This is a genomic window from Actinoplanes sp. NPDC049668 (assembly GCF_044465445.1).
GTDB lineage: Bacteria > Actinomycetota > Actinomycetes > Mycobacteriales > Micromonosporaceae > Actinoplanes.
The window spans coordinates 382,324-407,811 of sequence record NZ_JBITLR010000007.1 but is presented as its reverse complement, the minus strand read 5'-3'; the positions used below and the strand labels follow the sequence as shown (position 1 = coordinate 407,811).

Annotated in this window: 28 protein-coding genes; 10 read left to right on the top strand and 18 right to left on the bottom strand. The window is 72.1% G+C overall.

What is annotated here, in order from left to right; all coding sequences use genetic code 11:
- Window positions 1–402: 402 nt before the first annotated feature.
- The 5 genes from ACIBSW_RS29955 to ACIBSW_RS29935 all read right to left on the bottom strand — a co-directional run bounded on the left by ACIBSW_RS29955 (window position 403) and on the right by ACIBSW_RS29935 (window position 4,319).
- Complete coding sequence (locus ACIBSW_RS29955; protein WP_404799496.1) at window positions 403–639, bottom strand: hypothetical protein; 237 nt, start codon at window positions 637–639, stop codon at window positions 403–405.
- A 228-nt stretch (window positions 640–867) separates the two neighbouring features.
- Window positions 868–1,524 carry a DUF6082 family protein gene (locus ACIBSW_RS29950; protein WP_354726944.1) on the bottom strand — a complete coding sequence of 219 codons (657 nt, stop codon included), beginning with the start codon at window positions 1,522–1,524 and terminating at the stop codon, window positions 868–870.
- Between the two features lie 569 nt (window positions 1,525–2,093).
- Window positions 2,094–2,873: a phosphotransferase gene (locus tag ACIBSW_RS29945; RefSeq protein ID WP_354726946.1), complete on the bottom strand. Its 780-nt coding sequence runs from the start codon at window positions 2,871–2,873 to the stop codon at window positions 2,094–2,096.
- Complete coding sequence (locus ACIBSW_RS29940) at window positions 2,870–3,517, bottom strand: 4'-phosphopantetheinyl transferase superfamily protein (RefSeq protein ID WP_354726948.1); 648 nt, start codon at window positions 3,515–3,517, stop codon at window positions 2,870–2,872. The genes ACIBSW_RS29945 and ACIBSW_RS29940 overlap by 4 nt, the downstream gene beginning before the upstream one ends.
- A complete protein-coding gene (locus ACIBSW_RS29935) occupies window positions 3,510–4,319 on the bottom strand; it encodes an alpha/beta hydrolase (protein WP_354726950.1) in 810 nt (269 codons plus the stop codon). Before ACIBSW_RS29935 ends, ACIBSW_RS29940 begins: the two co-directional genes overlap by 8 nt.
- 127 nt (window positions 4,320–4,446) lie before the next feature.
- On the opposite strand from ACIBSW_RS29935, the gene ACIBSW_RS29930 reads away from it, so the two are divergent.
- On the top strand, window positions 4,447–4,887 hold the full coding sequence (locus tag ACIBSW_RS29930; protein WP_354726952.1) for a nitroreductase family deazaflavin-dependent oxidoreductase: 441 nt from the start codon (window positions 4,447–4,449) through the stop codon (window positions 4,885–4,887).
- A 9-nt stretch (window positions 4,888–4,896) separates the two neighbouring features.
- Window positions 4,897–5,337: a nitroreductase family deazaflavin-dependent oxidoreductase gene (locus ACIBSW_RS29925; protein ID WP_354726954.1), complete on the top strand. Its 441-nt coding sequence runs from the start codon at window positions 4,897–4,899 to the stop codon at window positions 5,335–5,337.
- Here the strand turns inward: ACIBSW_RS29925 and ACIBSW_RS29920 are convergent.
- From ACIBSW_RS29920 to ACIBSW_RS29905, 4 genes are all read right to left on the bottom strand, one after another.
- Entirely contained in the window at window positions 5,327–6,124 is a 798-nt protein-coding gene (locus tag ACIBSW_RS29920; RefSeq protein ID WP_354726956.1) for an ABC transporter ATP-binding protein, read from the bottom strand. The two genes, ACIBSW_RS29925 and ACIBSW_RS29920, sit on opposite strands and share 11 nt — an antisense overlap.
- A complete protein-coding gene (locus ACIBSW_RS29915; protein ID WP_354726958.1) occupies window positions 6,121–7,155 on the bottom strand; it encodes an iron chelate uptake ABC transporter family permease subunit in 1,035 nt (344 codons plus the stop codon). Before ACIBSW_RS29915 ends, ACIBSW_RS29920 begins: the two co-directional genes overlap by 4 nt.
- Window positions 7,152–8,123 carry an iron chelate uptake ABC transporter family permease subunit gene (locus ACIBSW_RS29910; protein WP_404799510.1) on the bottom strand — a complete coding sequence of 324 codons (972 nt, stop codon included), beginning with the start codon at window positions 8,121–8,123 and terminating at the stop codon, window positions 7,152–7,154. Before ACIBSW_RS29910 ends, ACIBSW_RS29915 begins: the two co-directional genes overlap by 4 nt.
- Window positions 8,124–8,209: 86 nt before the next feature.
- Window positions 8,210–9,208, bottom strand: a complete 999-nt coding sequence (locus ACIBSW_RS29905) for an ABC transporter substrate-binding protein (protein WP_354726962.1) — start codon at window positions 9,206–9,208, stop codon at window positions 8,210–8,212.
- A 129-nt stretch (window positions 9,209–9,337) separates the two neighbouring features.
- On the opposite strand from ACIBSW_RS29905, the gene ACIBSW_RS29900 reads away from it, so the two are divergent.
- Window positions 9,338–10,471: a DUF5925 domain-containing protein gene (locus tag ACIBSW_RS29900; protein WP_354726964.1), complete on the top strand. Its 1,134-nt coding sequence runs from the start codon at window positions 9,338–9,340 to the stop codon at window positions 10,469–10,471.
- Here the strand turns inward: ACIBSW_RS29900 and ACIBSW_RS29895 are convergent.
- The 5 genes from ACIBSW_RS29895 to ACIBSW_RS29875 form a co-directional block, all read right to left on the bottom strand.
- Window positions 10,466–11,662, bottom strand: coding sequence for an adenylosuccinate synthetase (locus tag ACIBSW_RS29895; protein ID WP_354726966.1), 1,197 nt, complete (start codon window positions 11,660–11,662; stop codon window positions 10,466–10,468). The two genes, ACIBSW_RS29900 and ACIBSW_RS29895, sit on opposite strands and share 6 nt — an antisense overlap.
- Window positions 11,659–12,627, bottom strand: coding sequence for a hypothetical protein (locus ACIBSW_RS29890; RefSeq protein ID WP_354726968.1), 969 nt, complete (start codon window positions 12,625–12,627; stop codon window positions 11,659–11,661). Before ACIBSW_RS29890 ends, ACIBSW_RS29895 begins: the two co-directional genes overlap by 4 nt.
- Before the next feature lie 18 nt (window positions 12,628–12,645).
- The gene (locus tag ACIBSW_RS29885) at window positions 12,646–13,641 is read right to left on the bottom strand and encodes a molecular chaperone DnaJ (protein WP_354726970.1); all 996 of its coding nucleotides are present in this window, start codon (window positions 13,639–13,641) and stop codon (window positions 12,646–12,648) included.
- Entirely contained in the window at window positions 13,638–14,390 is a 753-nt protein-coding gene (locus ACIBSW_RS29880) for an NUDIX domain-containing protein (RefSeq protein ID WP_354726972.1), read from the bottom strand. The genes ACIBSW_RS29885 and ACIBSW_RS29880 overlap by 4 nt, the downstream gene beginning before the upstream one ends.
- Window positions 14,391–14,576: 186 nt before the next feature.
- Window positions 14,577–14,867 carry a DUF1540 domain-containing protein gene (locus ACIBSW_RS29875; RefSeq protein ID WP_354730724.1) on the bottom strand — a complete coding sequence of 97 codons (291 nt, stop codon included), beginning with the start codon at window positions 14,865–14,867 and terminating at the stop codon, window positions 14,577–14,579.
- 176 nt (window positions 14,868–15,043) lie between these two features.
- Here ACIBSW_RS29875 and ACIBSW_RS29870 point away from each other — a divergent pair, with 176 nt between their 5' ends.
- Together ACIBSW_RS29870 and ACIBSW_RS29865 are read left to right on the top strand one after the other, a co-directional pair.
- On the top strand, window positions 15,044–16,165 hold the full coding sequence (locus ACIBSW_RS29870; RefSeq protein ID WP_354730722.1) for a glycosyl hydrolase: 1,122 nt from the start codon (window positions 15,044–15,046) through the stop codon (window positions 16,163–16,165).
- 10 nt (window positions 16,166–16,175) lie between these two features.
- The gene (locus ACIBSW_RS29865; protein WP_354730720.1) at window positions 16,176–17,012 is read left to right on the top strand and encodes a patatin-like phospholipase family protein; all 837 of its coding nucleotides are present in this window, start codon (window positions 16,176–16,178) and stop codon (window positions 17,010–17,012) included.
- 161 nt (window positions 17,013–17,173) lie between these two features.
- Here the strand turns inward: ACIBSW_RS29865 and ACIBSW_RS29860 are convergent, their stop codons facing one another.
- On the bottom strand, window positions 17,174–17,797 hold the full coding sequence (locus tag ACIBSW_RS29860) for a hypothetical protein (protein ID WP_354730718.1): 624 nt from the start codon (window positions 17,795–17,797) through the stop codon (window positions 17,174–17,176).
- 109 nt (window positions 17,798–17,906) lie between these two features.
- Here ACIBSW_RS29860 and ACIBSW_RS29855 point away from each other — a divergent pair, with 109 nt between their 5' ends.
- Window positions 17,907–18,425 (top strand): SigE family RNA polymerase sigma factor, encoded by a 519-nt coding sequence (locus ACIBSW_RS29855; RefSeq protein WP_354730716.1) that lies wholly within the window; start codon window positions 17,907–17,909, stop codon window positions 18,423–18,425.
- A complete protein-coding gene (locus ACIBSW_RS29850) occupies window positions 18,422–19,141 on the top strand; it encodes a hypothetical protein (RefSeq protein WP_354730714.1) in 720 nt (239 codons plus the stop codon). Before ACIBSW_RS29855 ends, ACIBSW_RS29850 begins: the two co-directional genes overlap by 4 nt.
- Window positions 19,142–19,153: 12 nt before the next feature.
- Here the strand turns inward: ACIBSW_RS29850 and ACIBSW_RS29845 are convergent, their stop codons facing one another.
- Window positions 19,154–19,543 (bottom strand): hypothetical protein, encoded by a 390-nt coding sequence (locus ACIBSW_RS29845; protein ID WP_404799495.1) that lies wholly within the window; start codon window positions 19,541–19,543, stop codon window positions 19,154–19,156.
- A gap of 239 nt (window positions 19,544–19,782) precedes the next feature.
- Between ACIBSW_RS29845 and ACIBSW_RS29840 the strand changes: the two genes are divergently transcribed.
- Together ACIBSW_RS29840 and ACIBSW_RS29835 are read left to right on the top strand one after the other, a co-directional pair.
- Window positions 19,783–20,595 carry an SGNH/GDSL hydrolase family protein gene (locus ACIBSW_RS29840; RefSeq protein ID WP_404799494.1) on the top strand — a complete coding sequence of 271 codons (813 nt, stop codon included), beginning with the start codon at window positions 19,783–19,785 and terminating at the stop codon, window positions 20,593–20,595.
- Between the two features lie 85 nt (window positions 20,596–20,680).
- Entirely contained in the window at window positions 20,681–21,085 is a 405-nt protein-coding gene (locus ACIBSW_RS29835; RefSeq protein ID WP_354725190.1) for a PLD nuclease N-terminal domain-containing protein, read from the top strand.
- Between the two features lie 43 nt (window positions 21,086–21,128).
- On the opposite strand, the gene tuf is transcribed toward ACIBSW_RS29835, so the two are convergent.
- On the bottom strand, window positions 21,129–22,316 hold the full coding sequence (gene tuf, locus ACIBSW_RS29830; RefSeq protein WP_354725188.1) for an elongation factor Tu: 1,188 nt from the start codon (window positions 22,314–22,316) through the stop codon (window positions 21,129–21,131).
- 261 nt (window positions 22,317–22,577) lie between these two features.
- Window positions 22,578–24,317 carry a serine/threonine-protein kinase gene (locus ACIBSW_RS29825; RefSeq protein WP_354725186.1) on the bottom strand — a complete coding sequence of 580 codons (1,740 nt, stop codon included), beginning with the start codon at window positions 24,315–24,317 and terminating at the stop codon, window positions 22,578–22,580.
- 201 nt (window positions 24,318–24,518) lie between these two features.
- On the opposite strand from ACIBSW_RS29825, the gene ACIBSW_RS29820 reads away from it, so the two are divergent.
- Complete coding sequence (locus ACIBSW_RS29820; protein WP_354725184.1) at window positions 24,519–25,454, top strand: aminoglycoside 3'-phosphotransferase/choline kinase family protein; 936 nt, start codon at window positions 24,519–24,521, stop codon at window positions 25,452–25,454.
- The last annotated feature ends 34 nt before the right edge of the window (window positions 25,455–25,488 follow it).

Here is a 25,488-nt window from a genome sequence, read left to right as displayed (position 1 = left end):
TAGGGGATCCGTTCAGGTCACTGAGCACTTCAACCTAGCCCCGGGCCAGCGGTATCCCAGCCGTTTGACCGCCGCCGGGAGCCGCCGCCCGGTCACGTTGAAAAGGCTCAATCCTGGACACCACGGATAGCCGTCGCGAGACCGTTGACGGTTGGTAGCAGCGGGTCTCCTGCAACCAGCGCACGTAGCGTTCGATGTCCCCCGGCCCACACGAAGTGGATCAGAGTGTAGGCCGGTGTCATACCTTGCGGTGCGTCACCGCCTGCAGGACTGCACCGCCTTCGACACGGCAGCGCAATGCAGTCGATCTTGCTCGGCGAACCTGGTGGGATGACATCATCTTGCCGACAAATAGTCGAGCGAGCGCGAGACGACGTTTGGTACCTGAGACTCCTGCGCTGGTCAGGAATCCGGAATATCGCGCTTCGCGGCAAGCAACGTCTCTCGCGACACCACGACGATCCGTTCGTAATCCGCACGCGCCGCATCTGCCGGCAGTTTGAACTCCAGCGTTTCGGTCACGTCAGTACCGATAATGGCGAAGTCACCATTAGAAAGCTCGAATACATCAGGGCAGGTCCCATTGTTCAGTGACCCGCGTTCCCGAGGTGATCGCCCGAGTCGACGCACGAACTCCACGAAGGTGCCTTCCCTAACGGTTGAACCGGCATGATCCTGAGTTCAGCCAAGTTTGCATGCAGCTACGTTGCCGTTCAAGCAACGCCACGCGGCGACAAGTTTGGCGGACAAGCTGTCCGGTGGCCACGGCCCTTGGGTCACAACTTGGGCTCAAGGCCAGGCGCGCTCCTTCACCGGCTTACGTGCGGGGCGGTGCCGCCTCCATGACAGTAATCCTCGCATGACTGCTCAGGCGGCTTCTTCCGCCAGATCGGCAGGCTCAGGAACCTCCATACTTGGCCGGGACCTGTAGCGATGATCGGCGGCGACGGCGGTCTCGTAGTCTCGGCAAAGCTCATCCAACTTCTTCGTGAACGTGTGCTCTGGGCTGCCCGGCTCGAGGGATGTTCTGGCCCGCTCTGCTACCGCCCAATACTCTCGCATGATAGGACTCGTAAAGAGGTAGCGCATACTGCCGAGAACCTCCTCGTCAGTTGCCTTATTCAGCTTCAGTGAAGTCCAGTGGAATTGATAGATGATGTTAGCGTAAAGGAACTGTCGATTTTTCTCTTCGGGCAGGCCCGGCCGAAAAGCTGGCCAAACCCCGGCAAGCTGCGGATCATTTATGCTCATCTTGAGGATTTCGAGGTGCAGCATACTCAGCTCGGCGGCGGCGCTACGCTGAAGCTCGCGAAACTGCACGCGGGCGGTAACCACGACAGCGACGAGGGCAAGCCCGCTGATGATCGAGCTGAGGACGCCGAAGGTTTGACCGACATCGCTCCATCGACCCCAATCCGCGGCAGCCCCTTGTTCTCCCAGTACCGCGGCCACACCGACCCCTACAAGTAGAGTCAGCAAAGCAGCAGCAGCGGTGGCAGCCAGCCAGTACGAGAAGCGCGCCACAGCTCCTCGGCGGAGACCCCTAGCGTCGTTCGCCATCGGAGAACGCACCTCCCAGCTGTGCTGTGAGGAAGTGTCCACAACCTCCACTACCCCCGGAGGTGCCGCACCGCCGGTAGTAGACGGAGGTGCCCCTCATCCACATAGTGCGGTACGTAGCCAAAAAGAGCTACTAATCCACGATGAGTGAACGTCAATCCGGCCGTCAAACGAATGTGCCACCTGGCAGTTTGGCAAGTGGCAAGTTGCCACTAACCAAGACCATTAACGGTCGTTAATCCTGTACCGGCATCCTGGCACAAAAATGGGATCATTGTCCGCTCCCGGTCAAGCGGCCGAAGCAAGTGAGAGTGCAAGCAACGACTGTGAGGCCTGCGTCTAGCAGAATCCGCGGGCAGAGTAACCGGAGCGACATGCCGGCTGCCGACTTGCCGCTCTCTGAGCGGCACTCGCGTAACCTGGCCGTCGGCGTGTCGGGAGGCGATGCTCTACCCTCGAGTCTTCGCGATGCGCGCAGCCCGCGGCGGACGGTTGTCTCGTGCCGGCTGTGGACTTCTGCCGTGAAGCGCAGGCTAAGCACGGTGGAGCGGCGCGAAGAGCCGGGACAGGCCCGCGATCGACTTCTCCCGATAGACCGGCTGGGCCGTGGTGATGCCGTACGCGAGGTCGGCGATGAGCCCGCACCGCGCATAGAAGAGGGCACGCTCGGTGATTTCCGGGTCGCGCAGGTCCGGGGTGACCTGCTCCATCGCCGCCGCGAACGCCGCCGGCCCGAGATCACGCAGGATCAGCCCGAGGTCCCGGGCGGGGTCGCCCACCGCCGCATCCGACCAGTCGATGACCCCGGTGATCTCCTGGGTGCCCGGATCGACCAGAACGTGCTCGGCGCCGAGGTCCTGATGCGAGAAGGCGAGCGACGGCGCCGACGAAGGCGCCGGCTCAGCCAGGAACGCCCGCACCGCGCCGTGCCACGCCACCGGCACCTCCGCCGCAACCTCGGGCCACAGCGAAAGCGCCTCGTCCAGCCACTCCTGAGGCGCGGAGTCGTCCATCTCGGAGAGAGGCAGGGCGTGCAGTGCCGCAAGCAGGCGGCCGAGCTCAAGGCCCAGCGCACCCGCGTCCCAGCCCGCGACCGAGAGCAACGGCACCCCCGGCAGCATCCGGTAGGCGAGACACCCACCCACCGGATCGACGAACTCCGGTACGGGCACCGCGATCGGCGACACCGCCCCGACCGCCCGCAGCACCCGGGCCTCCCGCGAGACCTCCTCCGGATCGGTGCGCCGGAACCGCACCACCAGGTCGTCGATCAGGTACGCGACGTTGTCCACGCCCGCACCCAGCCGTTTCATCGCGCCGGACCGCCGAGGGCGATGGCCGTCAGCACGATCCCGTCCGCCACCAGGAACCGCCCCGCCAGCGTCTCGAACGGCCCGTCGACCAGCAGCCGCGCCGTGAACGTCCCCGCCGCCGGATCGAACGTCACCGCCGCGTCCTCGAAGCCGAGCCACTCGCCGGTCAGCGGCGACCACACCTTGTAGACGGACTCCTTCGCGCTGAACAGCAGCCGCTCCCACGACACCGTGGGGTGCTCCCGCGCCAGCTGCCCGAGGTGCTCCCGTTCCCGCTCCGAGGAGACGAGATCCAGCACGCCCTCCGGCAGCGGACCGTCCACCTCCGCGTCGACGCCGACGCCCCGGACCACGTCCGCCCGCGCCACCGCCGCGCCGCGGTAGCCCACGCAGTGCGTCATGCTGCCCACGATCCCCGCCGGCCAGATCGGCGCGCCGCGTACCCCGGGCAGGATCGGCGCGGGCGGCACGCCCAGCTCGGCCAGGGCGAGCCGCGCGCAGTGCCGGACCGTCGTGAACTCGCTCCGGCGTTTCGCGACGGCGTTCGTGATGAGGGCGGCCTCCGCCGGGAAGATCTCGGCATCCGGCGGGTCGGTCCTGGTGTGCGCGGTCCGCACGTCCGGCGGCAGGAGGCGCTCAAGCATCGGCGAGGAACTCCAGGACGGCCTCGTTCACGGCCTCCGGCTGCTCCAGGTAGCCGTAGTGGCCCGCGTCCGCGATCCGGGTGTACCTCGCGCCCGGGATCGCCTCGGCCAGTTCGCGGCCGCGGACGGCCGGCGCGACCAGGTCGTCGGCGAACGACAGCACCAGGGTCGGCACGCGGATCGTCCGGTACGCCGGGCGCCGGTCGGTGTCCACCGTCACCTCCAGCTGGTGGCGCTGGCCCTCGTCGGCCCAGTCCGTCGGGGACATCTCCAGGATGTCGAGCCAGTCCTGTGCCGTCTCCGGCTCCTCGAGGGTCCGCGGCGACAGGTTCTGCAGCGCGCGGTTGACCGCGTCGTAGCCGGGCGGCAGCACGATCCCGGCGTCGGCCATGGCGCGCTCGGCGGCCGCCAGCGCCAGCGACACCGCGTCCGGCCGGGCCCGGCTCGCCATCAGGACGGCCCGGTCGACCAGGTCCGGGCGCGCGAGCAGGACCTCCTGCACCACGTACGCGCCGAGCGACGTACCGATCAGGCGGCACGGACCGCCCGCGACCCGCTCGATGACCGCGACCGTGTCCGCGACCAGGTCCGCGACGGTCAGGCCGGGCCGGGCCGGGCCGCTGCCGCCGACGCCGCGGTTGTCCAGGGTTATCGCCCGGTAGCCGGCGTCGACCAGGGCCGGCACCTGGTGCAGCCACCAGGTGCGGCCGCGGGCGGCGGTGCCGGGGATGAGCAGCACCGGCGGACCGCTCCCGGACTCCTCGAAGTGCAACGTGACGTCGCCGACATCGATCGCAGGCATGATCGTGAGGCTATCGGACGCCCAAGGGCGGATACTGGGTCCGGCTTCCCGCAACGCGGCGGCGAACCGGCCCGAGCCGTGGTTAGGTTTTCGGCGGGACTGTCGCTCTCCGAGGAGGAGTTTTCTCATGCCGTTGACCGGTGAATACGAGCCGAGCCCGTCCGACTGGGCCCGCGAGCAGGTGGAGCAGTTCGAGGCCACCAACGGCGCCGAGGCGAACGAGCTGCAGGGCAAGCCGATCATCGTGCTCACCTCGGTCGGCGCGAAGAGCGGCAAGCTGCGCAAGACCCCGCTGATGCGGATCGAGCACGGCGGCGAGTACGCGGTGGTGGCCTCGCTGGGCGGCGCGCCGAAGCACCCGGTCTGGTATTGGAACCTGGTCGGGAACCCGCACGTCGAGCTGCAGGACCTTTCCGTCAAGCGCGACTACGAGGCGCGCGAGGTGCACGGCGAGGAGCGCGAGCTGTGGTGGAAGCGGGCCGTCGAGGCCTGGCCGCCGTACGCTGACTACCAGACCAAGACGGAACGCGTCATCCCGGTCTTCGTTCTCACCCCGACCTCCGACTGAGGAGTCCGCATGCCTTTGACCGGCGAGTACGGCCCGAGCACGTCGAACTGGGCCCGCGAGCAGGCGGAGACGTACGAGGCGACGAACGGCGCGAAGGCCGGGGAGATCCTGGGCCGGCCGGTCATCGTGCTGACCTCGGTCGGCGCCCGCACCGGGCTGCTGCGCAAGACGGCGCTGATGCGCGTCGAGCACGGCGGCGAGTACGCGGTGGTCGGCTCGCTGGGCGGCGCGCCGAAGAACCCGGTCTGGGTCTACAACCTGCGTAAGAACCCCGAGGTCGAGCTGCAGGACGGCGAGGAGCGGCACGCGTACGTCGCGCACGAGGTGTCCGGCGACGAGCGGGCGCTGTGGTGGGAGCGCGCGGTCGAGGCGTTCCCGAACTACGCCGGCTACGCGAAGAAGACCAAGCGCTCGATCCCGGTGTTCGTGCTGCGGCGCGCTACCGCTTGAGGCGTGCGGCGCGCGCCGCCGGCACCACCAGCGGCGTGTGCGTCTGCGGGTCCGGGATCACCTCGCAGGCCAGGCCGTACACGTCGGCGACCAGCTCGGCCGTGATGATCGCACCGGGGTCGCCCTCCGCGACGATCTTCCCGGCCTTCATCGCGATGAGGTGGGTGGCGTAGCGGCAGGCCTGGTTGAGGTCGTGCAGGACCGCGACCAGCGTCCGGCCCTGCTCGTTCAGGTCGGCGCACATGTCCAGCAGGTCGATCTGGTGCGCGATGTCCAGGTAGGTCGTCGGCTCGTCCAGCAGCAGGATGTCCGTCTGCTGTGCCAGTGCCATCGCCATCCAGACCCGCTGCCGTTGGCCGCCCGACAGCTCGTCGACGGCCCGGTCCGCCAGCGTCGTCACGCCGGTCGCGTCCATCGCCGCCGCGACCTGGTTCTCGTCCTCGGGTGTCCACTGGCGCAGCAGCCGCTGGTGCGGGTAGCGACCGCGGGCCACCAGGTCCGCCACCGAGATGCCCTCCGGCGCGGTCGCCGTCTGCGGCAGCAGCGCGAGCCGCCGGGCCACCTCCTTGGGCCGGTAGGAGCTGATCGACGCGCCGTCCAGCACCACGGAGCCGCGCCTCGGCACCAGCAGGCCGGCGAGGGCCCGCAACAGCGTCGATTTGCCGCACGCGTTCGGCCCGACGATCACCGTGAAGGAGCCGTCCGGGATGCTCACGTCGAGGCCGGAGGCGATCACCCGGCTGTCGTACGCGAGGTTCAGGTCCGAGCCGGACAGCCGCGAGGTCATCGGCCCTCCCTTCGAAATTGGGTGCTGAGCAGCCAGGCCAGGTAGACGCCGCCGACCGCGCCGGTCACCACGCCGACGGGTAGCTGCGCGGGCGCGAGCAGCCGCTGCGCGACGAAGTCGCTGAGCACCATCAGCAGCGCGCCGGTGATCGCGGCCGGCAGCAGCTGCGGCGCGGGCGCCGCGGTGAGGCGCCGGGAGATCTGCGGCGCGGCCAGCGCGACGAACGCGACCGGGCCGGTCGCGGCGGTCGCCACCGCGCACAGCGCGACCGCGAGGACCACCAGCATCAGGCGGGACCGGTGCACCCGTACGCCGAGGGACTGCGCGGACTCGTCGCCCATCTCGAGCATCCGCAGCCGCCGGCAGAGCAGCAGCAGCGGCGGCGTCAGCACCAGCAGGGCCAGGCCGAGCAGGCGCGTGTACTCCCAGGTGCGCCCGTTCAGGGTGCCGACCAGCCAGACCGCGGCGGACTGTGCCGCGTCGAGCCGGGCCCGGCTGATCAGGTAGCTGTTCACCGCGACCAGCATCGCGGCGATGCCGATGCCGACCAGGATCAGGCGCCGGATCGCGCCGCCGCCGATCGCCGCCAGCCCGTACACGATCAGGGCGGTGAGGATGCCGCTCACGATGGCCGCGCCGGCGGCACCGGCCGGACCGGCGCCGAAGGCCACGATCGCGAGGATCGCGCCGGTGGCGGAGCCGGTGGTGAAGCCGACGATGTCGGGGCTGCCGAGCGGGTTGCGCGACAGGCTCTGGAAGACCGCGCCGGACATGGCCAGCGCGGCGCCGACGAGCAGGCCGAGGGTGACCCGGGGCAGGCGCAGGTCGAGCAGGATGAAGCGGTCGGCGCGCCGGCCGCCGCCGCCCGCGATCTCGATGATGTCGGCGAACGGCAGCCAGATCCCGACCCCCGCGACGGTCAGCGCGACCATGGCGGTCACGGCCAGCAGCAGCGCGCCGCCGACCCAGAGGGCGCGCACGTCGAGGCGCAGCGCGACGCCCGGTGCCCGTACGGTGATCCGGCGTCTCAAAGCGGCACGATCCGGCGGCGCATGATCACGGCGAGGAAGACGGGCGCGCCGAGGAACGCGGTGACCAGGCCCGCCTGCAGCTCGCCGGGGCGCACGACCAGGCGCCCGACGATGTCCGCGAGCAACAGCAGGGTCGGCGCGAGCAGCAGCGAGTACGGCAGCAGCCAGCGCTGGTCCGGCCCGACCAGCATGCGGGCGATGTGCGGCACGGCGAGCCCGAGGAACGCGATCGGCCCGACGGCGGCGGTGGCGGCGCCGCAGAGCAGCGTGACGGCGACCGCCGTGAGCACCCGCGTGCGGTTCAGGTCGGCGCCGAGGGCGCGCGCGGTGTCCTCGCCGAGCGCGATGACGTTGAGCGACGGGGCGAGGAGCAGCGCCAGCAGCGTGCCGACGGCGATGAACGGCAGCACGCCCCAGAGGACGTCCAGGTCGCGGCCGGAGAGGGAGCCGACCGTCCACAGCCGGTACCGGTCGAAGGTGGTGACGTCGAGCAGGGCGACCGCGTTCGTGACCGCCAGCAGCGCCGCGCCGACGGCGGCGCCGGCCAGCGCGAGGCGCTCGGGTGAGGCGGCGGAGCGGCCGCGGGTGCCGAGCAGGTAGACCACGACGAACGCGCCGGCCGCGCCGGCGAACGCGAACCAGATGTAGCCGGTCAGGGTGGCGACGCCGAGCACCCGGATGCCGAGCACGACGGCGGTCGCCGCGCCCGCGTTGATGCCCAGGATGCCCGGGTCGGCCAGGGGGTTGCGGGTCAGCGCCTGCATCAGCGCGCCGGCCAGGCCGAGGGCGATCCCCGTGGCCAGCCCGATCAGCGTCCGCGGGATCCGCAGGTCGAGGACGATCCGGACGTCCTCGCTGGTGCCGCCGGTCGTGATCGCGTGGAACACCGTGCCGAGCGGGATCGACTTGGTGCCGACCGCGACGCTCAGGGCCGCCACCAGGATCAGCGCGGTGCCGGTGAGCGCCAGCCCGAGGCCGCGCGCGGTGAGCCCGCCCCGGTGGTGGACCCGCGCCTCGAGGGTGGTGTATCCGGCCCGCTCGGCGGCGGCGTGGGTCACGCCAGGGCGTCCTTGACCATCGGCACGAACTTCTCGAGCGTGTAGGGGGTGCTCAGCACCGAGTTGGTGGAGAACGCGTTGGCCAGGTCGGGGTCGTCGATGATCAGCAGCCGGCCGTCCTTCGCGGACGGGATGCTGTTCAGTACGGGGTCCGCCTTGAGCTCCTTGCCGGCGCCGATGCCGAAGACGACGGTGAGGTCGGCGTCGAGCAGGGCGACCTGCTCCTTGGAGATCGGCGCGTAGTAGGTGGGCGGGTTGAGCGCCTCGATCTTCGGCGAGTTCGTGAAGCCGAGCGCCTCCATGAACTGCACCCGGCCGTCGCCGCTGGTGTAGGCACCGTACTGCCCGTTGAACGCGGCCGCGACGACCACGGTCTTGCCCCCGAACTCGGGGTTGGCCGCCTTGGCGTCGGCGAGCGCCTTGTCGTTGGCGGCGACCAGTGCCTCGCCCTCGGACTCGCGGCCCAGCGCCTGCGCGATGGTCAGCGTCTGGTCCTTGAGCGTGGTGCCGTAGGGCTGGGTGCCGGAGGGGCCGGAGAGCGTCGGCGCGAGCTTCTCCAGCTGGTCCCAGGTGGCCTTCACGTTGTCGCTCTTGGTGAGGGTTACGAAGTCGGGCCGCAGCGCGGCGACGGCCTCGAAGTTGATCTCCGGGCCGGTGAGGACGGTCGGCTTGGCGCCGCCCAGTTTCGGCTGCGCCCAGGGCCCGACGCCGGTCGGCCAGGCCTGGAACCAGTCGAGGATGCCGGTGGGCACGACGCCGAGGGCGAGCAGGGCGTCGGCGTCGGCCCAGCCGAGCGAGACGACCACGGCCGGCGACTTGTCGAGGGTGGTGCTGCCGAACTGGTGCGGCACGGTGGTCGGGAACGTGCCGCCCGACGCGGCGGGCGAGCTCCCGGTGTCCGGACTGTCGTCGTCGCCGCAGGCGGCGAGCATTCCGGCGGCCGCCACACCGGCCGCGCCGCACAACAGGTTCCGGCGCGAGATGGGTGTCGCCACGTCGGTCTCCAATCCTTGATTACACAGGGTTAGGTCAACCTAACGCGATCGAAGGTCGAGGATCTTGGAAACCGGGGACATGCGGGAAAACGGGATGCCGGTACCCCACCCAGGGTCGATCATGGGGTGATGCGCACCCCCCATCAGTCCGTCGACCGGCTCGGCAGCCGCACCGCCGAGCCGGCCGTCGCCGCCTCGCTGCCGCTGTCCGGCGCGGTCGACGACTGCGACCGGCTGGTGGACGTCGTCGACCTGCTCGCGCTCGACGCCTTCGTCACCGGACGGGAGCCGTACGGCCGCACCACCCACCTGGAGAACGTCCGCGCCGAGGCCCTGCTGACCACCGACGACGCCCGGATCGTCCGGGACGCGGTCGAGGAGGACGGCCACGGCCGGCTCTCCGTCGGCGAGGGCTGGACCCTGCACGTCACCCGCTGGAAGCAGAGTCGCCGGGCCCGCGTGACGGTCACCGCCGTCAGCGCCGAGATGGCCGAGTCGGTGCTGGCCGTCGCGGTGGAGAACGCCGTCGAGGAGCCGCCCCCGGCCGCCGACAGCGTGCCGATCGGCTTCTGGCACTTCGGACCGCACGGCCCGCGCCGCGTGCAGCGCGAGATCGACGCCGCGCCGTGGGAGAAGATCCGCGCGAACTACGCGGATCCGGTGGCGCGCACCCTGGAACGGCTGATGGCCATCGACGGTTCCACCGTCAACGGCCGCCTCATGCTGCTGCACGGAGAGCCCGGCACCGGCAAGACGACGGCGCTGCGCGCGCTGGCGCAGCAGTGGCGCTCGTGGTGCCAGGTCGACTGCGTGCTCGACCCCGAGCGGCTGTTCGGCGACCCCGCGTACCTGATGAGCGTCGCGCTGGGCAGCGGCGACGACGACGAGCCGCGCTGGCGGCTGCTCATGCTCGAGGACTGCGACGAGCTGATCAGCGGCGAGGCCAAGGCGGCCGCGGGGCAGTCGCTCTCCCGGCTGCTCAACCTGACCGACGGGCTGCTCGGCCAGGGCCGCAACGCGCTCATCGCGATCACCACGAACGAGGACCTGGCGTCGCTGCACCCCGCGGTGGTCCGGCCGGGCCGGTGCCTGGCCAGCATCGAGGTCGGGCGCCTGCCGTACGGCGAGGCGGTCGCCTGGCTCGGCACCCCGGCGGGCGTCGGCCCGGACGGCGCGACCCTCGCCGAGCTGTACGCGCTGCGCACCGGCGCCCGGCCGGTGACCGTGCCGACCACCGCGCCGGCGACGGGCATGTACCTATAGGCCCTTCTTGTCGGTGCGGCAGGGTCCATAGGACTCGAGGAGCACCGGCGCGTCCAGCAGCTCCGCGATCCGGGCCGCGAAGTCGGCGGGCCGCTCCAGGTCGCCGGGGCGGGACCGGGCCAGCAGCGCCGTCAGCGCGGCCTGCCGGTCCAGGTCCCGCGGCGGCCCGGGGACGATGCGCTCCCACCGCGCACCGTCCAGCTCGTACGAGGTGCAGACGCGCAGCCGCGGCTCCCGCGCCGGTGCGTCGAGGTGGGTGATCGCCAGCGCGTCCACGCCGCCGGCGACCTCGACGGCGTACCGATGCGCCACCGCGTCGAAGTGGCCCACCCGGAACTCGCCCTGCCACTCACCCGTGCCGTTGTGCGCCTCGGGCAGGTCGAGCGGCGCGGCGGTGACGAACGGTCCGGCGCCGTGCCGGGTCGTATAGGTCCGCACCACGCCCAGCCGCTGGAAGTCCGCACACAGCTCCGCCACGTTGTCGAACGTCGTGGTCGACCACGTCGTGTACGGGTGCCAGCCCCGCCACTCGTCCAGCAGCACGCCCTGCGCGCCCTCGAAGACGCACGGCCCGGTGTCCAGCAGGGCGCCGAGGTACGACGAGTCCACGATCGTCACGGCCCGCCCGAACGCGAGGAAGGCGTCCACGACGTCGTCCAGCGGCGCCGCCGCCAGCGGACCGAACGCGGCCTGCACCGCAGCCAGCCGCGACCGGAGCCGGGCAGGTGACAGTACGTCGCGCACCCGGGGCGCGTCGGCGTGGCTCAGCGCGTACTCCATGGTCTGTCCGACGCCCATGCCGCACGAGCCGTGCCGGTCGGGCCCACGCCGCCGCTCGCGGGCCCGGTTCGCGGCGCGATGCCACGGAGTGGCGAGCAATGCGTCGCCGTCCACGGTAAGCAGGTGGAAGGGGTTGCCGAGGGCGGCGGCCTCGGCCGCGAGGGCGAGCGGGTCGACCACCACGAAGCGCGACAGGTGGGTGGGCACGCCCTGGAACGTGCCCGACCCGAACTGCGCGAACGTGTGATGCCGGCCGTCCGGCGTGACCACGTTGTGCGCGGCCTGCGCTCCCCCGTTGAACCTGATCACCGCGGTGACCGGGCCGGAAGCGCAGATCGCGTCCACCACCGTGCCCTTGCCGGCGTCGCCGTAGCCGAGGTCGACCACGGCGACGTGCCCGGCGGGGTTCACAGCCGTTCGTTCCCGCCCGGCGTTGCCGCGCCGCCCAGGTCCAGCGGGGAACGAACGGCCGCGACCCGCCCCGCGCCGAGCGGCGCGAGCGCCCTGCCGACCGACGGCCCGGCCACCGAGCCGACCTCGACCAGGTCGGCCAGCCCGCCGTCGAGGTCGATGGACTCCTCGCCGAGGCCGACGGTCAGCGCGATGGTCTCGCAGACCGCGTCGAGGTCGTCCAGCTCGATGACCTGCTGGCCGAGCAGGCCGCGCCAGTGACCCAGGATCTCCTTGTCGCCGCCCCAGCCGGCCGCGGTCGGGATGATGTAGTAGATGTCGAAGCTGCGCCGCAGCTCGTCGATGATCGCCTCGATCGCGATCGGCTCGCCCAGCCGGTCGCCGATGAAGCGCCGGACCTCCTTCGGCTTGACCTGCGCGTAGGGCATCTCGTCGCCGATGATGAACAGGTAGCCGCGGCGGCCGCGGCGCGTCAGCGAGTCGAGGCTGGTGTGCCGGGCCATGAAGTACATGGCGAGCTCGTACGACTCACGCTTCTGGCCGCCGCCACCGCCCTCGAGGACGATCCGGGCCAGGTCCTCGTCCATCCGGTTGTCGGACTCGAACTGGCCGATCTGCAGCGGCACCCGGTCGCAGGTGGCGTCGCCGATCGCGCCGAACAGGATGTGCGGGTCGGTGGCGTAGCCCTTGCGGGTCAGCAGGCCGAGCAGTTGCGGCAGCTTGGTCTGCAGCACCCGCGGCACGTTGCCCATCGAGCCGGTCACGTCGAAGAGGACGGCGATCGGCGTGCTCATCGGGTGCTCGTCGCTGTCGCGGCTCTCGCGCGCGGCGACGTTCTTCGGGTCGAGCTCCGGGTGGGCTTCACGGGCACCGCTGTCGCTGTAGGCGAAGGCGCTCGTGCCGCTGGCGGCCCGGTAGCCGGCTGCCGCGGAGTAGACGTCGGTTGACCAGCGTCCGCTTCCCATTTCATACCTCCTGGTGTGTCACGCCGGCAACGCGAACGGGCGGAACCGGCGGGGGCCGTAAAGGTTGCCGAGCAGCTCGTCGAGCTCCTCGAGCAGTGACCATGCGTCCTGCGGGCGCATGCGTGGCGCGTCGTAGGTGCAGCCGGCGGCGAAGCGCCGCAGCGCGGCCGGCGGGTCGGAGATCAGGCGCAGCATCAGGCCGGTCGCCATGAAGATGTCGGTGGCGGCGGTCGCCGGCCGCCCGGCGAGGACCTCACCCGGGTACGCGTCCCGGTGCGCCGCGACCAGCGCCGGCACCTTCGTGCCGGGCGAGACGGAGTAGCACCAGTCGACGAGCACCACGCCGTGCTCGCCGGGGTGCACGAGCACGTGCTCGGGCAGGACCGCGCCGTGCACGACGCCGGCCCGGTGCGCCCAGCCGAGCCCGGTGAGCAGCCGCCGCCACATCCAGGCCGCGTCGCGCGCGTCGATGCCGGCCGGGTAGGCGCGCCGCACCCGCGCGAGCGACACGAAGCCCCGCTGGCGTTCGACGATGGTCGCCGTCCGGCGCGCCCGGGCAGAGTCCTCGTGGGTGAAGCTCTCGATCAGCCGCGGCGCGTAGGCACGCAGGCGCGGGTCGCCGTCGGCGGCCAGCCGGCCGAGGGCGGCGGCCTCGGCCCGCATCAGGTCGTTGTCGCCCGGCCGGCGGGGCAGCTTGAGCAGCGCCGCGTCGCCGTCGACCGCGTAGAGCTCGGCGATGTCGCCGCTCGCGACCACGCCGCCGACCCGGTAGGTCGCGCGGCCGGTCGTCATCGCCCGGCCGCCGCGCGCGGCCCAGAGGCCGGCGAGCCGGGCCAGGGCGGCCGTCGCGGCCGCGCCCCGGCCCGCCGGCGCGACGTCCGGGTGCACCAGCTTGACCAGCATCCGGTACGCGTGCCCGGCGCTCTGCCCGCGCGCGCCGTCCACCAGGTCGGCGAAGGTGCGCGCCGCCTCGATGCGCTCGACGGCGTCCGCGAACGACAGCGTCGCGTTCACCGGATGCCGTCCTCGCGGGCCGGCCGCAGCAGCGCCGGGTGCAGCAGCCGCGCGTCGCCGGCCCGGTACAGCCGCGCCTTGGGCCCACCGCGCTCCCCGCCCCGGGTCGCCGTCTCGCCGGTGCTCTCGACGAAGCCCGGCACCGACAGCACCTTGCGGTGGAAGTTGCCGGCGTGCAGCTCCTCGCCCCAGACCGCCGCGTAGACCGCCCGCAGCTCGCCGATGGTGAACTCGTCGCCGACGAACGCGGTGGCCAGCGGCGTGTACTCCAGCTTGGCGCGGGCCCGGTCGAGGGCGTCGGCGAGGATCGCCGCGTGGTCGAAGGCCAGTTCGCCGGCCTCGTCGACGGGCACCCAGTACGCGCCGGACGCGTCGCCGCCGGCGCTGGGGTCGGGCAGGCTGGGCGCGAACGCCAGGTAGGCCACCGAGAAGACCCGCATCCGGGGATCGCGGCCCGGGTCACCGTACGACCGGAGCTGCTCGAGGTGCACGCGGTCCAGGTCGTCCTCGCCCGGTCGCAGCCCGGTCTCCTCGGCGAGCTCGCGCAGGGCGGCCGCGTCGAGCGTCTCGTCGCGCACGAAGCCGCCGGGCAGGGCGCGCCGGCCGGCGAACGGGTGGCCGCCGCGCTCGACCAGCAGGACGTGCAGCCTGGCGTCCCGGATGGTCAGCGCCACGACGTCGACGGTGACGGCGACCGGGGCGAATTCACTCGGGTCGTAGCTCTCGAGGAACTCCCGTTCGTTCGGCATCGTCGCTCCGTGTTGTTCTCGATGTGAGTAAGACTCGATCTGAGAACAACCTAGCCGCTGCGCCCACCCGGGTCAACCCCGGACGCCGGCACGCAACCAGGCGCGACAATGAATAACGATCAACAAAAGGCCGCCGCCGGAATTCCGGCGGCGGCCCGATAAGGCAAGGCTCAGTTAATAGAACGCCTATCGCGCCTCGAAGGTCAGGCAGTCCGCCCGGTCCTGCGCGGCGCCGACGACGATCGACGGCGCGTGGCACTCGAGCTCGGAGTTGTGCACGCACTCGGACCGCTTGCACGCGCCGACCTGCGCCGCGACCTGGCCCATCCCGCCATTTTCGGCGGTCTCGATGTACGTGTCGCACGCCGAGTTCGCGCGGCCGATGGTGATCGCGAAGGCCGTACAGCCGTCGTGGTTGTAGCCGCAGCCGCTGACCGTGCAGCTCTGCACGCGCGGCATCTCCATCATCTGCGTCATGGTGGGACCCCTTTCTCCTAGCCGACCATAAACTATGCGAAGCACATTCGCGCGGCATGGTCGAGGTCAATTTTCGCGGTTTATAAATGAGGTAAGCCATTCTTTAGGTGAGGCAATCCTCATCGGGTCCGCTCTGGCAGAATCGGGCAAAACACTCGAATCGCCGGAGGTCCCGCATGGCCGACCAACGACCGCGCCGCCCGATGTCCCGGCCGGCCGGCGTCGCGGCGCTGGTCCTGCTCGCCGGGCTCGGCATCGCCCTGGCGAACTCGGCCGACGCACCCCCGCCGTCCGCCCCACCGTCCGCGTCGGTGTCCGCATCCGCGTCCCGCGGCGCACCGTCCTCCGCCGAGTCGCGCTCCGCGCGGCGGCTGATCGCGCTACCCCGCGAGGACGGCGAGTGGCCGGGGCCGAACGGCCTGTCCGGCGTCAACGGCGACCCGATCTTCGACACCGCGCACGTCGACGCGTTCTGCGCCGCGCGCGGCCGGCCGTGCCGGGTCGCGCAGACCTATACCGACCGGACGTCCTGGGAGTCGATGACCGCCGGCACCGGCTGGACGTTCGACCTGTTCTCGGACTTCGAAGGCATGCTGGTCGTCTCGCAGGGGCTGGTGCCCATCGGGGCGAGCGCGGACCTGGCGGCGTGCGCGAACGGCGAAAAGGATCGGGATTGGCGCAATTTCGGCGCCCTGATGACCCGGCACGGCCGCGGCGACTCGGTGGTGCGGCTGGGCTGGGAGTTCAACGAGCGGACCTCGCCCTGGCGGGCCGACGACCCGGCGACCTGGATCGCCTGCTACCGCCGCGCCGCCACCAACATCCGCGCCGCCAATCCGGACGTGCTGCTGGACTGGACGATCAACGCGCACGGCACGCCGGCCGGGGTCTGCGGCGGGGTGAGCACGAACTGCTACCCCGGCGACGCCTACGTGGACATCGTCGGCATCGACAACTACGACCACTACCCCTGGTCGCCGACGAGGGCGGCGTTCGACCGGGTCGCCGCGGCCCCCGAGGGCCTGGACTGGCTGTACCGGTTCGCCCGGGCGCACGGCAAGCCGTTCGCGGTCGGCGAGTGGGGCGTGGTGCCGACCGGCGACGCCGGCCGGGAGAACCCGTCGTTCGTGGCCTGGATGCACGCCTGGTTCGCCGGCCATGCGCGGCATCTGGCGTACGAGGCCTACTTCTCCGACTGCGGCGCGGGCGGGGTGCAGTCGAGCCTGTACCGCACGGACGCCGGCTGCTTCCCCAATCCAAGCTCGGCGGCGGTCTACAAGGATCTCTTCGGCGAATAGAGTCGACGGCATGCAGAGACGCGCGCTGGTGCTGGGTGGTGGCGGCGTCACCGGCGTCGCCTGGGAGATCGGCCTGCTGCACGGCCTCGCCGAGCGGGGCGTCGACCTCACCACCGCCGACCTGCTCGTCGGCACCTCGGCCGGTTCGGTCGTGGCCGCCCAGCTGACCGGCGGCGCCTCCGTCGCCGAGCTCTACGAGCGCGAGCTCGCCGACACCGGCGGCGACCGCAACGCCACCATCGGCGCGCGGGTGCTGCTCGGCTTCGTGCTCGCCGCGCTCTGGCCCGGCGGCCGGGCCCGCGGCCGGGCCCGGCTGGGCCGGGCCGCGCTGAAGGCCCACACCGTGCCGGAGTCCGAGCGGCGCACGGCCATCGCCTCGCGGGTACGGCGCGACGACTGGCCCGCGGGGCCGCGGCTGCTGATCCCGGCCGTCGAGGCGCACACCGGCGAGGTCATGGTCTTCGACAGCGACAGCGGGGCGTCGCTGGTCGACGCCGTCGCCGCGAGCTGCGCGGTGCCGCTGGTCTGGCCGCCGATGACGGTCGGCGGCCGCCGCTACATCGACGGCGGGGTGCGCTCGGTCGCCAACGTCGACCTGGCCGCCGGCTACGACCGGGTGGTGGTGATCGCGCCGCTGGTCGCCGCGGCCCGGCGCGCCGACCGCCCGGGTGCGCAGGCGGCGGCGCTCGGTGCCGGCGTACGGACCGCCGTGATCAGCCCGAACCGGGCCGCCCTGACCGCGATCGGCCGCAACCCGCTCGACCCGGCTCGCCGCGCGCCGGCCGGCGAGGCCGGCCGGGCGCAGGCGGCCGAGGTGGCCGAGCGGGTCCGCGCGGTCTGGGCCTAGGTCCTGTTTCGGACCGGGGGTCGCGGTGAGGCGAGGTCCAGGCGTCGTCTGGGTGTGCGCCGGGATCACCCGCATACCGGTGTTGTATGTGGGTGATCCCGGCGTGCGGCCAGGCGGCGGCTGGGCCCGCCGCAGCCCGGCCCCCGGTCCGAAACAGGGCCTTAGCCGACGCCGACCTGGTTGTTGCCCTTGGGCAGGGCGCGGCCGGCGCGGTCGAAGGCCTTCAGGTTCGCGACCGCCTCGGTCGCCGGGTCGAACCAGAAGAACTTGACCCGGCGGTCCTTGCTCCACGCGGCAATCTTCGCCACGACGGTACGGCCGCCCGCCCGCGCGGTGATCCGCGCCGCGTCGCCGGCGTAGTAGCCGAAGGACGGTGTCTGCTCGCCCTCGACCTCCATGCCGCCCTGCACCGCGTGGAAGCCGGGCGCCCGGTCCCGCCCCTCGACCTCGTTGGTCACGACCACGTCGACGATCGTGCCGTCGGCCAGCCGGCGGCCGGCCATCACCCCGAAGTGCGTGCCGGGCAGCACCTTCTCCTTGATCGGTACGGCGTAGAGCACCCACGTGCCCTCCTTGGCCGCGAAGCCGGCGTCGACCACGTCGCCCAGCTGCTCCCGAGCGGGCTCCGGCACCTCGGGAGCGGGTGCGGGGGCGGCCGACCGCGAGGGGGCCGCCACCGGCTTCTCCTGTGCGGCGTTGGCGGCAACGGCACCCGCCACCACCACGGCGAGTGCGGTTCCGGTTACCCCGGCGGTGAGGATCCAGCGGTTTCGGGACAGTCCCATTGCGTATCTCCATCAGGATGGGGCGGATGGTGCGTGACGATGATCGAGACGGACGGTCCCCGGAAAAGGTTGCCGCAACCTTTTCCGCCGCTCACCCGTCATGGCCGTCGTGGGATTAGCTCGAAGAGGCGACGACGAGTTCGTCGAGTTCGCGCGGGCGAACTCGGCGCGGCTGCAGCGCGCCGCGTACCTGCTGACCGGCGACCGCCATCAGGCCGAGGACGCGGCACAGGCCGCCCTGGTCCGGGTGTACGCGGCCTGGGGCCGGGTGCGCCGCAAGGACCCGTACGCCTACACCCGCAGGGTGCTGGCCAACCTGATCACCGACCAGTGGCGCCGCCCGATGCGCGAGTACGCGACCGAGCAACTGCCGGAGCAGCCGCTGCCGCGGGACCTGGCCGACGACGTCACCCGCCGCCGCTGGCTGATCGGCGCGCTGCAGGCGCTGTCGCCGCGCGAGCGCGCGGTGGTCGTGCTCCGGCACTTCTTCGACGCGACCGAGGTGGACGTGGCCCGGGAGCTCGACATCTCCCTCGGCACGGTCAAGAGCCTCAACTCCCGGGCGCTCGCCAAGCTCCGGGTCTCCATCCCTGCACCCCGGCGCGCCGAAAGCGGAGTACGCACGTGAACGATCTCGATGACCTGAGAGACGCCATGAACACGCCGGACTTCCAGCCGAAGCCCCTCGACATTCCCGCGGTCATGGCCGCCGGCGGCCGCCTGCGCCGGCGCCGCCGCCTCGCCGTCGGCGCGACGTCCGGCCTCGCGGTGCTGGCCCTGCTGGTCGGCGGCGCGCAGCTGGCCCGCCCGGACGGCGCCGGGCCGGTCGGCGCCGGGTCGCCCGGGGTGCACGTCAGCCCGGTCGAGCCACGGCAGGACGGCGCGTTCGGCGACGTCGTCGACACCGGGATGCGGACCGGCGGCGTGCCGCGGCTGCTGTGGGTCACCGAGCTCGAGGACCCCGCGCTGCCGGACACCGCCATCGGGATCGCGACCGGACGCCGGGACGCCGGTGGCGGGCTCGTCGTCGACGTCACGTCGAACGAGTCCGAGGGCTCGGACCGGGCGCCCGGCTTCCACGCCGCGCAGGCACCCATGGAGATCGGCAGCGGGCCGGTGCCGGCGTTCGGCTACTACGTCGGTGACGCGGCGCGGATCACCGTGACCGCCGACGGGAAGACGGTCAAGGCGCGGCAGGCCGTCTGGAGCGAGGATCCCTCGGTCGTGCTGTTCTGGTTCGCCCTCGATGAGGTCGCGCCCGGCGCCCGGCTGAGCAAGGTCAGCGCGTACGACCGGGACGGCCGGCGGCTGCCGGCCGGAAACGCGTACTTCGGCGTGGGCTGACCGGGCGGCGGTTCAGCCCCGGAAGGTGCGGCGCAGCCGGTCGCCCAGTCCGGGCGGGGGCGGCGCCGCCGCGACCCGGTCGGCGCCGCCCCGAGGCGTGGCCGGCCGGGAGCGGCCGATCGGCCGGTCGTAGTCGGCCGCCGCGATCGCCTCGATGATCTGCTCCTCGCCGAAGTTCTCCGAGCCGGGGATCGAGGACACGAAGCCGACCAGCACCCCGTCGCGCATCACCTGCGCCTCGAGGCCGGCCGTGCCGTCGTTGTCCCAGATCGCCTCGCGCCCGTCGGGCAGGACGACCCGGATTCCGTACTGGGTGATGCCGGCGTGCGGCAGTTTGACATGTGCGAAGACGTTGCGTCCGCGCAATGTCTCGACGACTCTCCGGGCCCGCTGTTCTTCCATCCCCTGACGCTATTCCGCCGACCTGTGCGCGCGCTGAAGACCGGCTGGACCGCCGGTAAGAAATAATCGCGCTGCGTACACGAAACATGACCGCATGACATAGATGCAGGTCACATCGATGGATGTTACTACGAGGTAACAGGAATGTCACTATGTTTCTTTCGATGAAGTCTTGACTTACTGTTCGGTAACCGGAGCGCTCCGGCCCCCTATCCCCCGCGGATCCGGAGGCCAACCCGATGAGCAGACGCACCAACGTCCTCGCCTGCCTCGTCACCTCGACCCTTCTCAGCCTCGTCATCGCCGCGCCCGCCGCGGCGGCGGCGGGCGCGGCGGCCGTGTCCGACTGGGACTACGTCGCGCTCGGCGACTCGTACTCGTCCGGCGTCGGCGCGTCCGGGCAGACCGGGCTCTGCCTGCGCAGCTCGAACGCCTACCCCGGCCTGTGGAACACCGCCAACAGCCCGAAGACGTACCGGTCGAACGCCTGCAGCGGCGCGACCACCGCCACCCTGCGGTCCGGGCAGCTGTCCGGCCTGAACGCCGAGACCGACCTGGTCTCGCTGACCATCGGCGGCAACGACATCGGCTTCGCCGACACGGTGATCACCTGCACGCTGGCCAGCGACAGCGGCTGCGCGACCGCCGTGGCCAACGCCCTGGTCAAGGTGCGCGACCAGCTGCCGGCCAAGCTCAACGCCACGTACGCCGACATCCGGGGCAAGGCACCGAACGCAAAGGTCGTCGTGCTCGGCTACCCGATCCTGTTCGACGAGACGGTCGCGAACTGCGGCATCGGCGGCATGAGCGTGCCCAAGCGCAAGTCGCTGAACAGGGGCGCCACCGAGCTCAACGCGGTGATCGCCGCGCGGTCACAGGCGGCCGGCTTCACCTGGTCGAGCGTCGCGGACGAGTTCGCCGGCCACGGCATCTGCGGCAACAACGCGTGGCTGCACGGCCTGACCGTGGTGCCGCCGACGAACTCGTTCCACCCGAACAACGCCGGCTACCGGTACGGCTACCTCCCGGCGCTGAACGCGGCGCTCGGCTGACCCGCCCCGAGAAAGACGGCCCGGGCGGGATCCACCACCCGCCCGGGCCGGTGCGGACGGCCCGGATCTGCGAAGATCTCTGGCCATGATCCGCCTCTACTCGCTGTTCGTGCTGATCGACCTCGCGCTGCTGGTCATCGCCCTGATCGGCTGCCTCTCCGCCGAGGAGTCCGAGATCCGGGCGCTGCCGCGGATCGCCTGGGTCTTCATCATCCTGCTGTTCTCCCCGATCGGGCCGATCGCCTGGTTCGTCGCCGGGCGCCCCGCCCGCCCCGTGCGGCTGAGCAACGGCACCACCTGGCGGCCCGGCAACGGGTTCCCGGAGGACCAGCGCCCGCGGAAGGGGCCGGTCGCCCCCGACGACGACCCGGAGTTCCTGCGGAAGCTGGCCGGCTCGCTGCGCGAGGACGAGTCGATGATGACGCGCTGGGAGGCCGACCTGCGCCGGCGCGAGCAGGAACTGCGCAAGCGCGAGTCCGAGGAGCAGTGACGGCCGGTGCCGCCCGGGCGGGTTCCCGGGCGGCACCGGCACGTCAGTCGAGCAGTTCCGTGACCGTTCCGGCCGCCACCGTGTGGCCGCCCTCGCGGACCGCGAAGCCGAGCCCGGCGTCCATCGCGACCTCCTTGCCCAGGCGCACGGTCACGTCCACCGTGTCGCCCGGCATGACCATCGGCAGGTCGCCCAGGTCGATCGCGCCGGACACGTCGGTGGTGCGGAAGAAGAACTGCGGACGGTAGTTCGCCACGAACGGCGTGTGCCTACCACCCTCCTCCTTCCGCAGGGCGTACAGCCGCGCGCGGAACTCGCGGTGCGGGGTGACGCTGCCGGGCAGCGCCACCACCTGGCCGCGCTGTACCTGGTCGCGCTTGATGCCGCGGAGCAGCACCGCCGCGTTGTCCCCGGCCTCCGCGACCGGCAGCGACCTGCCGAACGTCTCGAGGCCGGTGGCGACCGTCGCCACCGTCGGGCCGAGGCCGACGATCTCGACCGGCTCGCCGACGCGCAGCGTGCCGCGCTCGATCTTCCCGGTCACGACCGTGCCGCGGCCGCTGATGGTGAGCACGTTCTCGATCGGCATCAGGAACGGCTCGCCCAGCTCGCGCGGCGGGACCGGCACGTACGCGTCGACGGCGTCGAGCAGGTCCACGATCGACCGGACCCACCGCGGGTCGCCCTCCAGCGCCCTCAGCGCGCTGACGCGCACCACCGGCACCTCGTCGGCGGGGAAGCCGTACTCGCCGAGCAGCTCACGGACCTCCAGCTCGACCAGGTCGAGCAGCTCCGCGTCCTGCACCGCGTCGCTCTTGTTGAGCGCCACGACCAGGTACGGCACGCCGACCCGCTGCGCGAGCAGCACGTGCTCGCGGGTCTGCGGCATCGCGCCGTCCTGCGCCGAGACCACCAGGATCGCGCCGTCCACCTGCGCCGCCCCCGTGATCATGTTCTTCACGTAGTCGGCGTGCCCCGGCATGTCGACGTGGGCGTAGTGGCGGCCGGCGGTCTCGTACTCGACGTGCGAGATGTTGATGGTGATGCCGCGCAGCGCCTCCTCGGGTGCCTTGTCGATGCCCTCGAAGGCGACGAACCGGTTGGCGGCCGGGTCGCGGTCGGCGAGGACCTTCGTGATGGCGGCGGTCAGGGTCGTCTTGCCGTGGTCGACGTGCCCCATCGTGCCGATGTTCAGGTGTGGCTTGGTACGGATGAACTGGCTCTTGGCCATGGGAATGCCTGTCCTCACTGGATGCGAGAAACGTCGGGTCGGATGCGGAACGCGAGCCTTGCCCAGGGACGCGCGCCAGAACGGCACGGCTACCCTTCCCCGTGTTCTGCTGCGGCCTGGGGAAGGGTCAGATTCGCGTATCGCACGCGGGAGCCACCGGCAGGGTGAACCCTGCGGGCAGCTGCATACCGGGCGCGGCGAACATGGCGATCACGGTAGGCGGTAACGCCGGCGGGTGCGACCCTATTTCCGGGCCGCCGCTCACCAGTCGAAATCGTCGCCCGTCGTCTCGCCCGTCGTCGGCGGCTGGCCGGCCGGGGTGAAGGTCCACGCCATGACCACCTGGTACCGGTGCCCGTGCGGCGGGTCGACGGTCACCGGGCCGCAGTCGTGCACCGGCCGATCCCGGCGGAAGCCGAGGCCCGCGCAGACCTTCGGCGCGCCGGCGAGGCGCCCGGTGCCGACGTCGCGCAGGGCCACCGAGATCCGGCCCTCGCCCCGGCTCGGCGCGGCCATTCTCCCGCGGATCTGCACCTTGGCGCCGATCGCGTGGCACGCGTCGTGCAGCACCGGGTTGCTGAAGTTGGCGACCGTGAGGCGCCGGCGGCAGTTCTCCGGGCCGTACTCCTTGGCCTCACGGACCGGGGCGGTGGTGCCGGCCGGGCGCGGCGCGGCGGGCCGGCGGGTCTCCTGCGGCTTGCCCGGGCGCACCGGGGTGAGCGCCTGCGCGGCGACCGGCGCCGGGCGCCGCGCGGCGACCTTGGTGTGCGCGGCGGTCTTCGCCGGCGACGACGGCGTGGCCGCCGGGGCCGCCGCGGCCGGGCCGGACGGCCGGGCGAGCGGCACCCGAGGTACCGGCACCTGCGCCACGGCGACGCCCGGATCGTCGGCGCGGCCGAGATGCCAGGCCGTCGTCGTCACGCCGGAGGCCAGGATCGCCGCGGTGACCAGCCCGATCATCGCCCAGGGCCGCCCCCATCGCCAGCCGGCCGGCCGGTTGCCGCCGCGCGGCGCGGGCACCTGCGGCCGGCCTCCGAGCGAGGGCGGCGGGGTTTGCGGTGGGCACGACAGCGCCGGGGCGCGCGACGGCGCCGGGGCCGCCCTGGGCAACGCCGGCGTGTCCGCCACCCGGCGCTCGACGTCGCTGAGGTCGGCGATCAGCTCGGCGGCCGTCGGGCGCAGCCGCGGCTTCTGGTCGAGGCAGCCGACGATGACGTCCCAGAGCACGTCCGGGACGCCGGGCGGCCGCACCGGGTCGCCCTGCAGGTGCAGCTGCATCAGCTCGTGGACGTTGTCGCTGTCGTACGGCGGCCGCCCGCACACCGTCTCGTAGATCAGCACGCCGAGCGCGTACACGTCGGCGGCCGGGGTGGTCGGGGTGGCCTGGAACGCCTCGGGCGCCATGTAGTGCGGGGTGCCGACGACGGCGTTCGGCGTGGTGAGGCTCGGCGTGTTCAGCACCCGGGCGATGCCGAAGTCGGTCAGCCGGATGTCGAGCTGCCCGTCCTCGCGGTGCAGCAGGATGTTGTCCGGCTTCAGGTCGCGGTGCACGATGCCCAGCTCGTGCGCCTCGGCCAGGGCCGCGGCGACCTGCGCGGCGACGCGGGCGGCCTCGCCCGGGCGCAGCGTGTGGTGCTCCCGCAGGTATTCGCGCAGGCTGCCGCCCGGTACCAGGTCCATGACCAGGCCGAGCGACTCGCCGACGGTGATCAGGTCGCGGACCCGCACCACGTTGCGGTGCCGCAGCATCATCAGGATGGTGCGCTCCTGCACGAAGCGGGTGACCAGCTTCGGCTGGCGCAGCAGGCTCTCGTGCAGCAGCTTGACCGCGACCGGTTCGCCCGAGGCCCGGTCGACCCCGCGCCAGACCACGCCGGTGGCGCCCTGCCCGATGGGCCGGACGAGCAGGTACGAGCCGCCGACGCACCGCCCGCTCAAATCGAGGGTCGACGCGCCGAGGGAATCCGGGCGTACGCCGCCGCCCGTGGGATCCTGATCCACCGTGGTCGTGTCCTTCCGGCCGCTGTGGTGTGCTCCGTCGTCGAACCAGCTGTACCGTCAACCAAGCTCGAGCCGACCGGAATAATGCTGTTTGTCCGGATCAACTTGCAAGTTTCAGCGTCGGAGTTCGCACGTGAGGTGGTTGTCCGGCGCTACCCGTCACCGCAGTCCCGGCCCGTCGTTCATCGAGGTGGAACGCACTTGACCAGGGAAAACGTCGACTCGGTCTGGCCATGCGCCGACGATGAGGAGGATTTCGACTTCGTCGCCCGCGACGAGGCGGCGCTCGGGCCGGGCGTCCGCGCGCTCTGCGCCTCGCTCGGCGTCACCGGGGCCGCGTCGCGCTTCCCGACCGGATCACTTCCCGTGTACGCCGTCGGCGACCTGGTCCTCAAGCTCTTCCCGCCGGTGCACGCCGACGAGCTGCCGGTGGAGGCCGCGGTCCTGGCGGCGGTGCACGGCCGCCTCCCGGTGCCGACGCCCGCCGTGCACGCCGCCGGGACCTTCGAGCGCTGGGGCTACGTCCTGATGGACCGCATGCCCGGCGTGCCGCTCTCCTCGGTCTGGCCGGGCCTCACCGCGCCCGAGCGGGACGCCGTGGCCGATCAGCTCGGCGAGACGATCGCCGCCCTGCACGCCGTACCCGCGCCCGAGGTCGACGAGTGGTGGCCCGACGACTGGCCGGAGTTCGTCGCCGGCCAGTCGCGCGGGTGCGCCGGCCGGCAGCGGGCGCTCGGGCTCGACCCGGCCTGGGTCGCCCAGATCCCGTCGTTCCTCGCCGAGGTGCCGCTCGGCGCGGAAGCCCCGGTGCTGCTGCACACCGAGATCCTCGACGAGCACCTGCTCTTCGCCGGCGGCCGGCTGACCGGGCTGATCGACTTCGAGCCGGCCATGCGCGGCGCCGCCGAGTACGACTTCGTCGGGCCCGCGGTGTTCCTCGCGAACGGCGACGGGCGCTTCTACGGCCGGATGCTGCGGGCGTACGGGATCGAGCCGGACGCCGAGCTGCGGCGGCGGCTGATGGCCTGGACGTTGCTGCATTACTACAGCAATCTGGGCGCGTACCTGGAACGGCTGCCCGCACCGGCCAAGCCGACCCTCGGGTCGCTCGCCGAGCGCTGGTTCGCCGCGGATTGAGGGGAAACGCCCGCGCCACACCGCGCTATTGCAG

Bases quoted from the DNA above. Each gene is read 5' to 3' on its own strand.
- tuf (WP_354725188.1), bottom strand. From the start codon at position 22,316: ATGGCCAAGAGCCAGTTCATCCGTACCAAGCCACACCTGAACATCGGC.
- ACIBSW_RS29945 (WP_354726946.1), bottom strand. From the start codon at position 2,873: ATGAAACGGCTGGGTGCGGGCGTGGACAACGTCGCGTACCTGATCGAC.
- ACIBSW_RS29935 (WP_354726950.1), bottom strand. From the start codon at position 4,319: ATGCCTGCGATCGATGTCGGCGACGTCACGTTGCACTTCGAGGAGTCC.
- ACIBSW_RS29890 (WP_354726968.1), bottom strand. From the start codon at position 12,627: ATGGGAAGCGGACGCTGGTCAACCGACGTCTACTCCGCGGCAGCCGGC.
- ACIBSW_RS29835 (WP_354725190.1), top strand. From the start codon at position 20,681: ATGATCCGCCTCTACTCGCTGTTCGTGCTGATCGACCTCGCGCTGCTG.
- ACIBSW_RS29920 (WP_354726956.1), bottom strand. From the start codon at position 6,124: ATGACCTCGCGGCTGTCCGGCTCGGACCTGAACCTCGCGTACGACAGC.
- ACIBSW_RS29940 (WP_354726948.1), bottom strand. From the start codon at position 3,517: ATGCTTGAGCGCCTCCTGCCGCCGGACGTGCGGACCGCGCACACCAGG.
- ACIBSW_RS29865 (WP_354730720.1), top strand. From the start codon at position 16,176: ATGCAGAGACGCGCGCTGGTGCTGGGTGGTGGCGGCGTCACCGGCGTC.
- ACIBSW_RS29875 (WP_354730724.1), bottom strand. From the start codon at position 14,867: ATGACGCAGATGATGGAGATGCCGCGCGTGCAGAGCTGCACGGTCAGC.
- ACIBSW_RS29860 (WP_354730718.1), bottom strand. From the start codon at position 17,797: ATGGGACTGTCCCGAAACCGCTGGATCCTCACCGCCGGGGTAACCGGA.
- ACIBSW_RS29840 (WP_404799494.1), top strand. From the start codon at position 19,783: ATGAGCAGACGCACCAACGTCCTCGCCTGCCTCGTCACCTCGACCCTT.
- ACIBSW_RS29845 (WP_404799495.1), bottom strand. From the start codon at position 19,543: ATGGAAGAACAGCGGGCCCGGAGAGTCGTCGAGACATTGCGCGGACGC.
- ACIBSW_RS29930 (WP_354726952.1), top strand. From the start codon at position 4,447: ATGCCGTTGACCGGTGAATACGAGCCGAGCCCGTCCGACTGGGCCCGC.
- ACIBSW_RS29870 (WP_354730722.1), top strand. From the start codon at position 15,044: ATGGCCGACCAACGACCGCGCCGCCCGATGTCCCGGCCGGCCGGCGTC.
- ACIBSW_RS29880 (WP_354726972.1), bottom strand. From the start codon at position 14,390: ATGCCGAACGAACGGGAGTTCCTCGAGAGCTACGACCCGAGTGAATTC.
- ACIBSW_RS29925 (WP_354726954.1), top strand. From the start codon at position 4,897: ATGCCTTTGACCGGCGAGTACGGCCCGAGCACGTCGAACTGGGCCCGC.
- ACIBSW_RS29900 (WP_354726964.1), top strand. From the start codon at position 9,338: ATGCGCACCCCCCATCAGTCCGTCGACCGGCTCGGCAGCCGCACCGCC.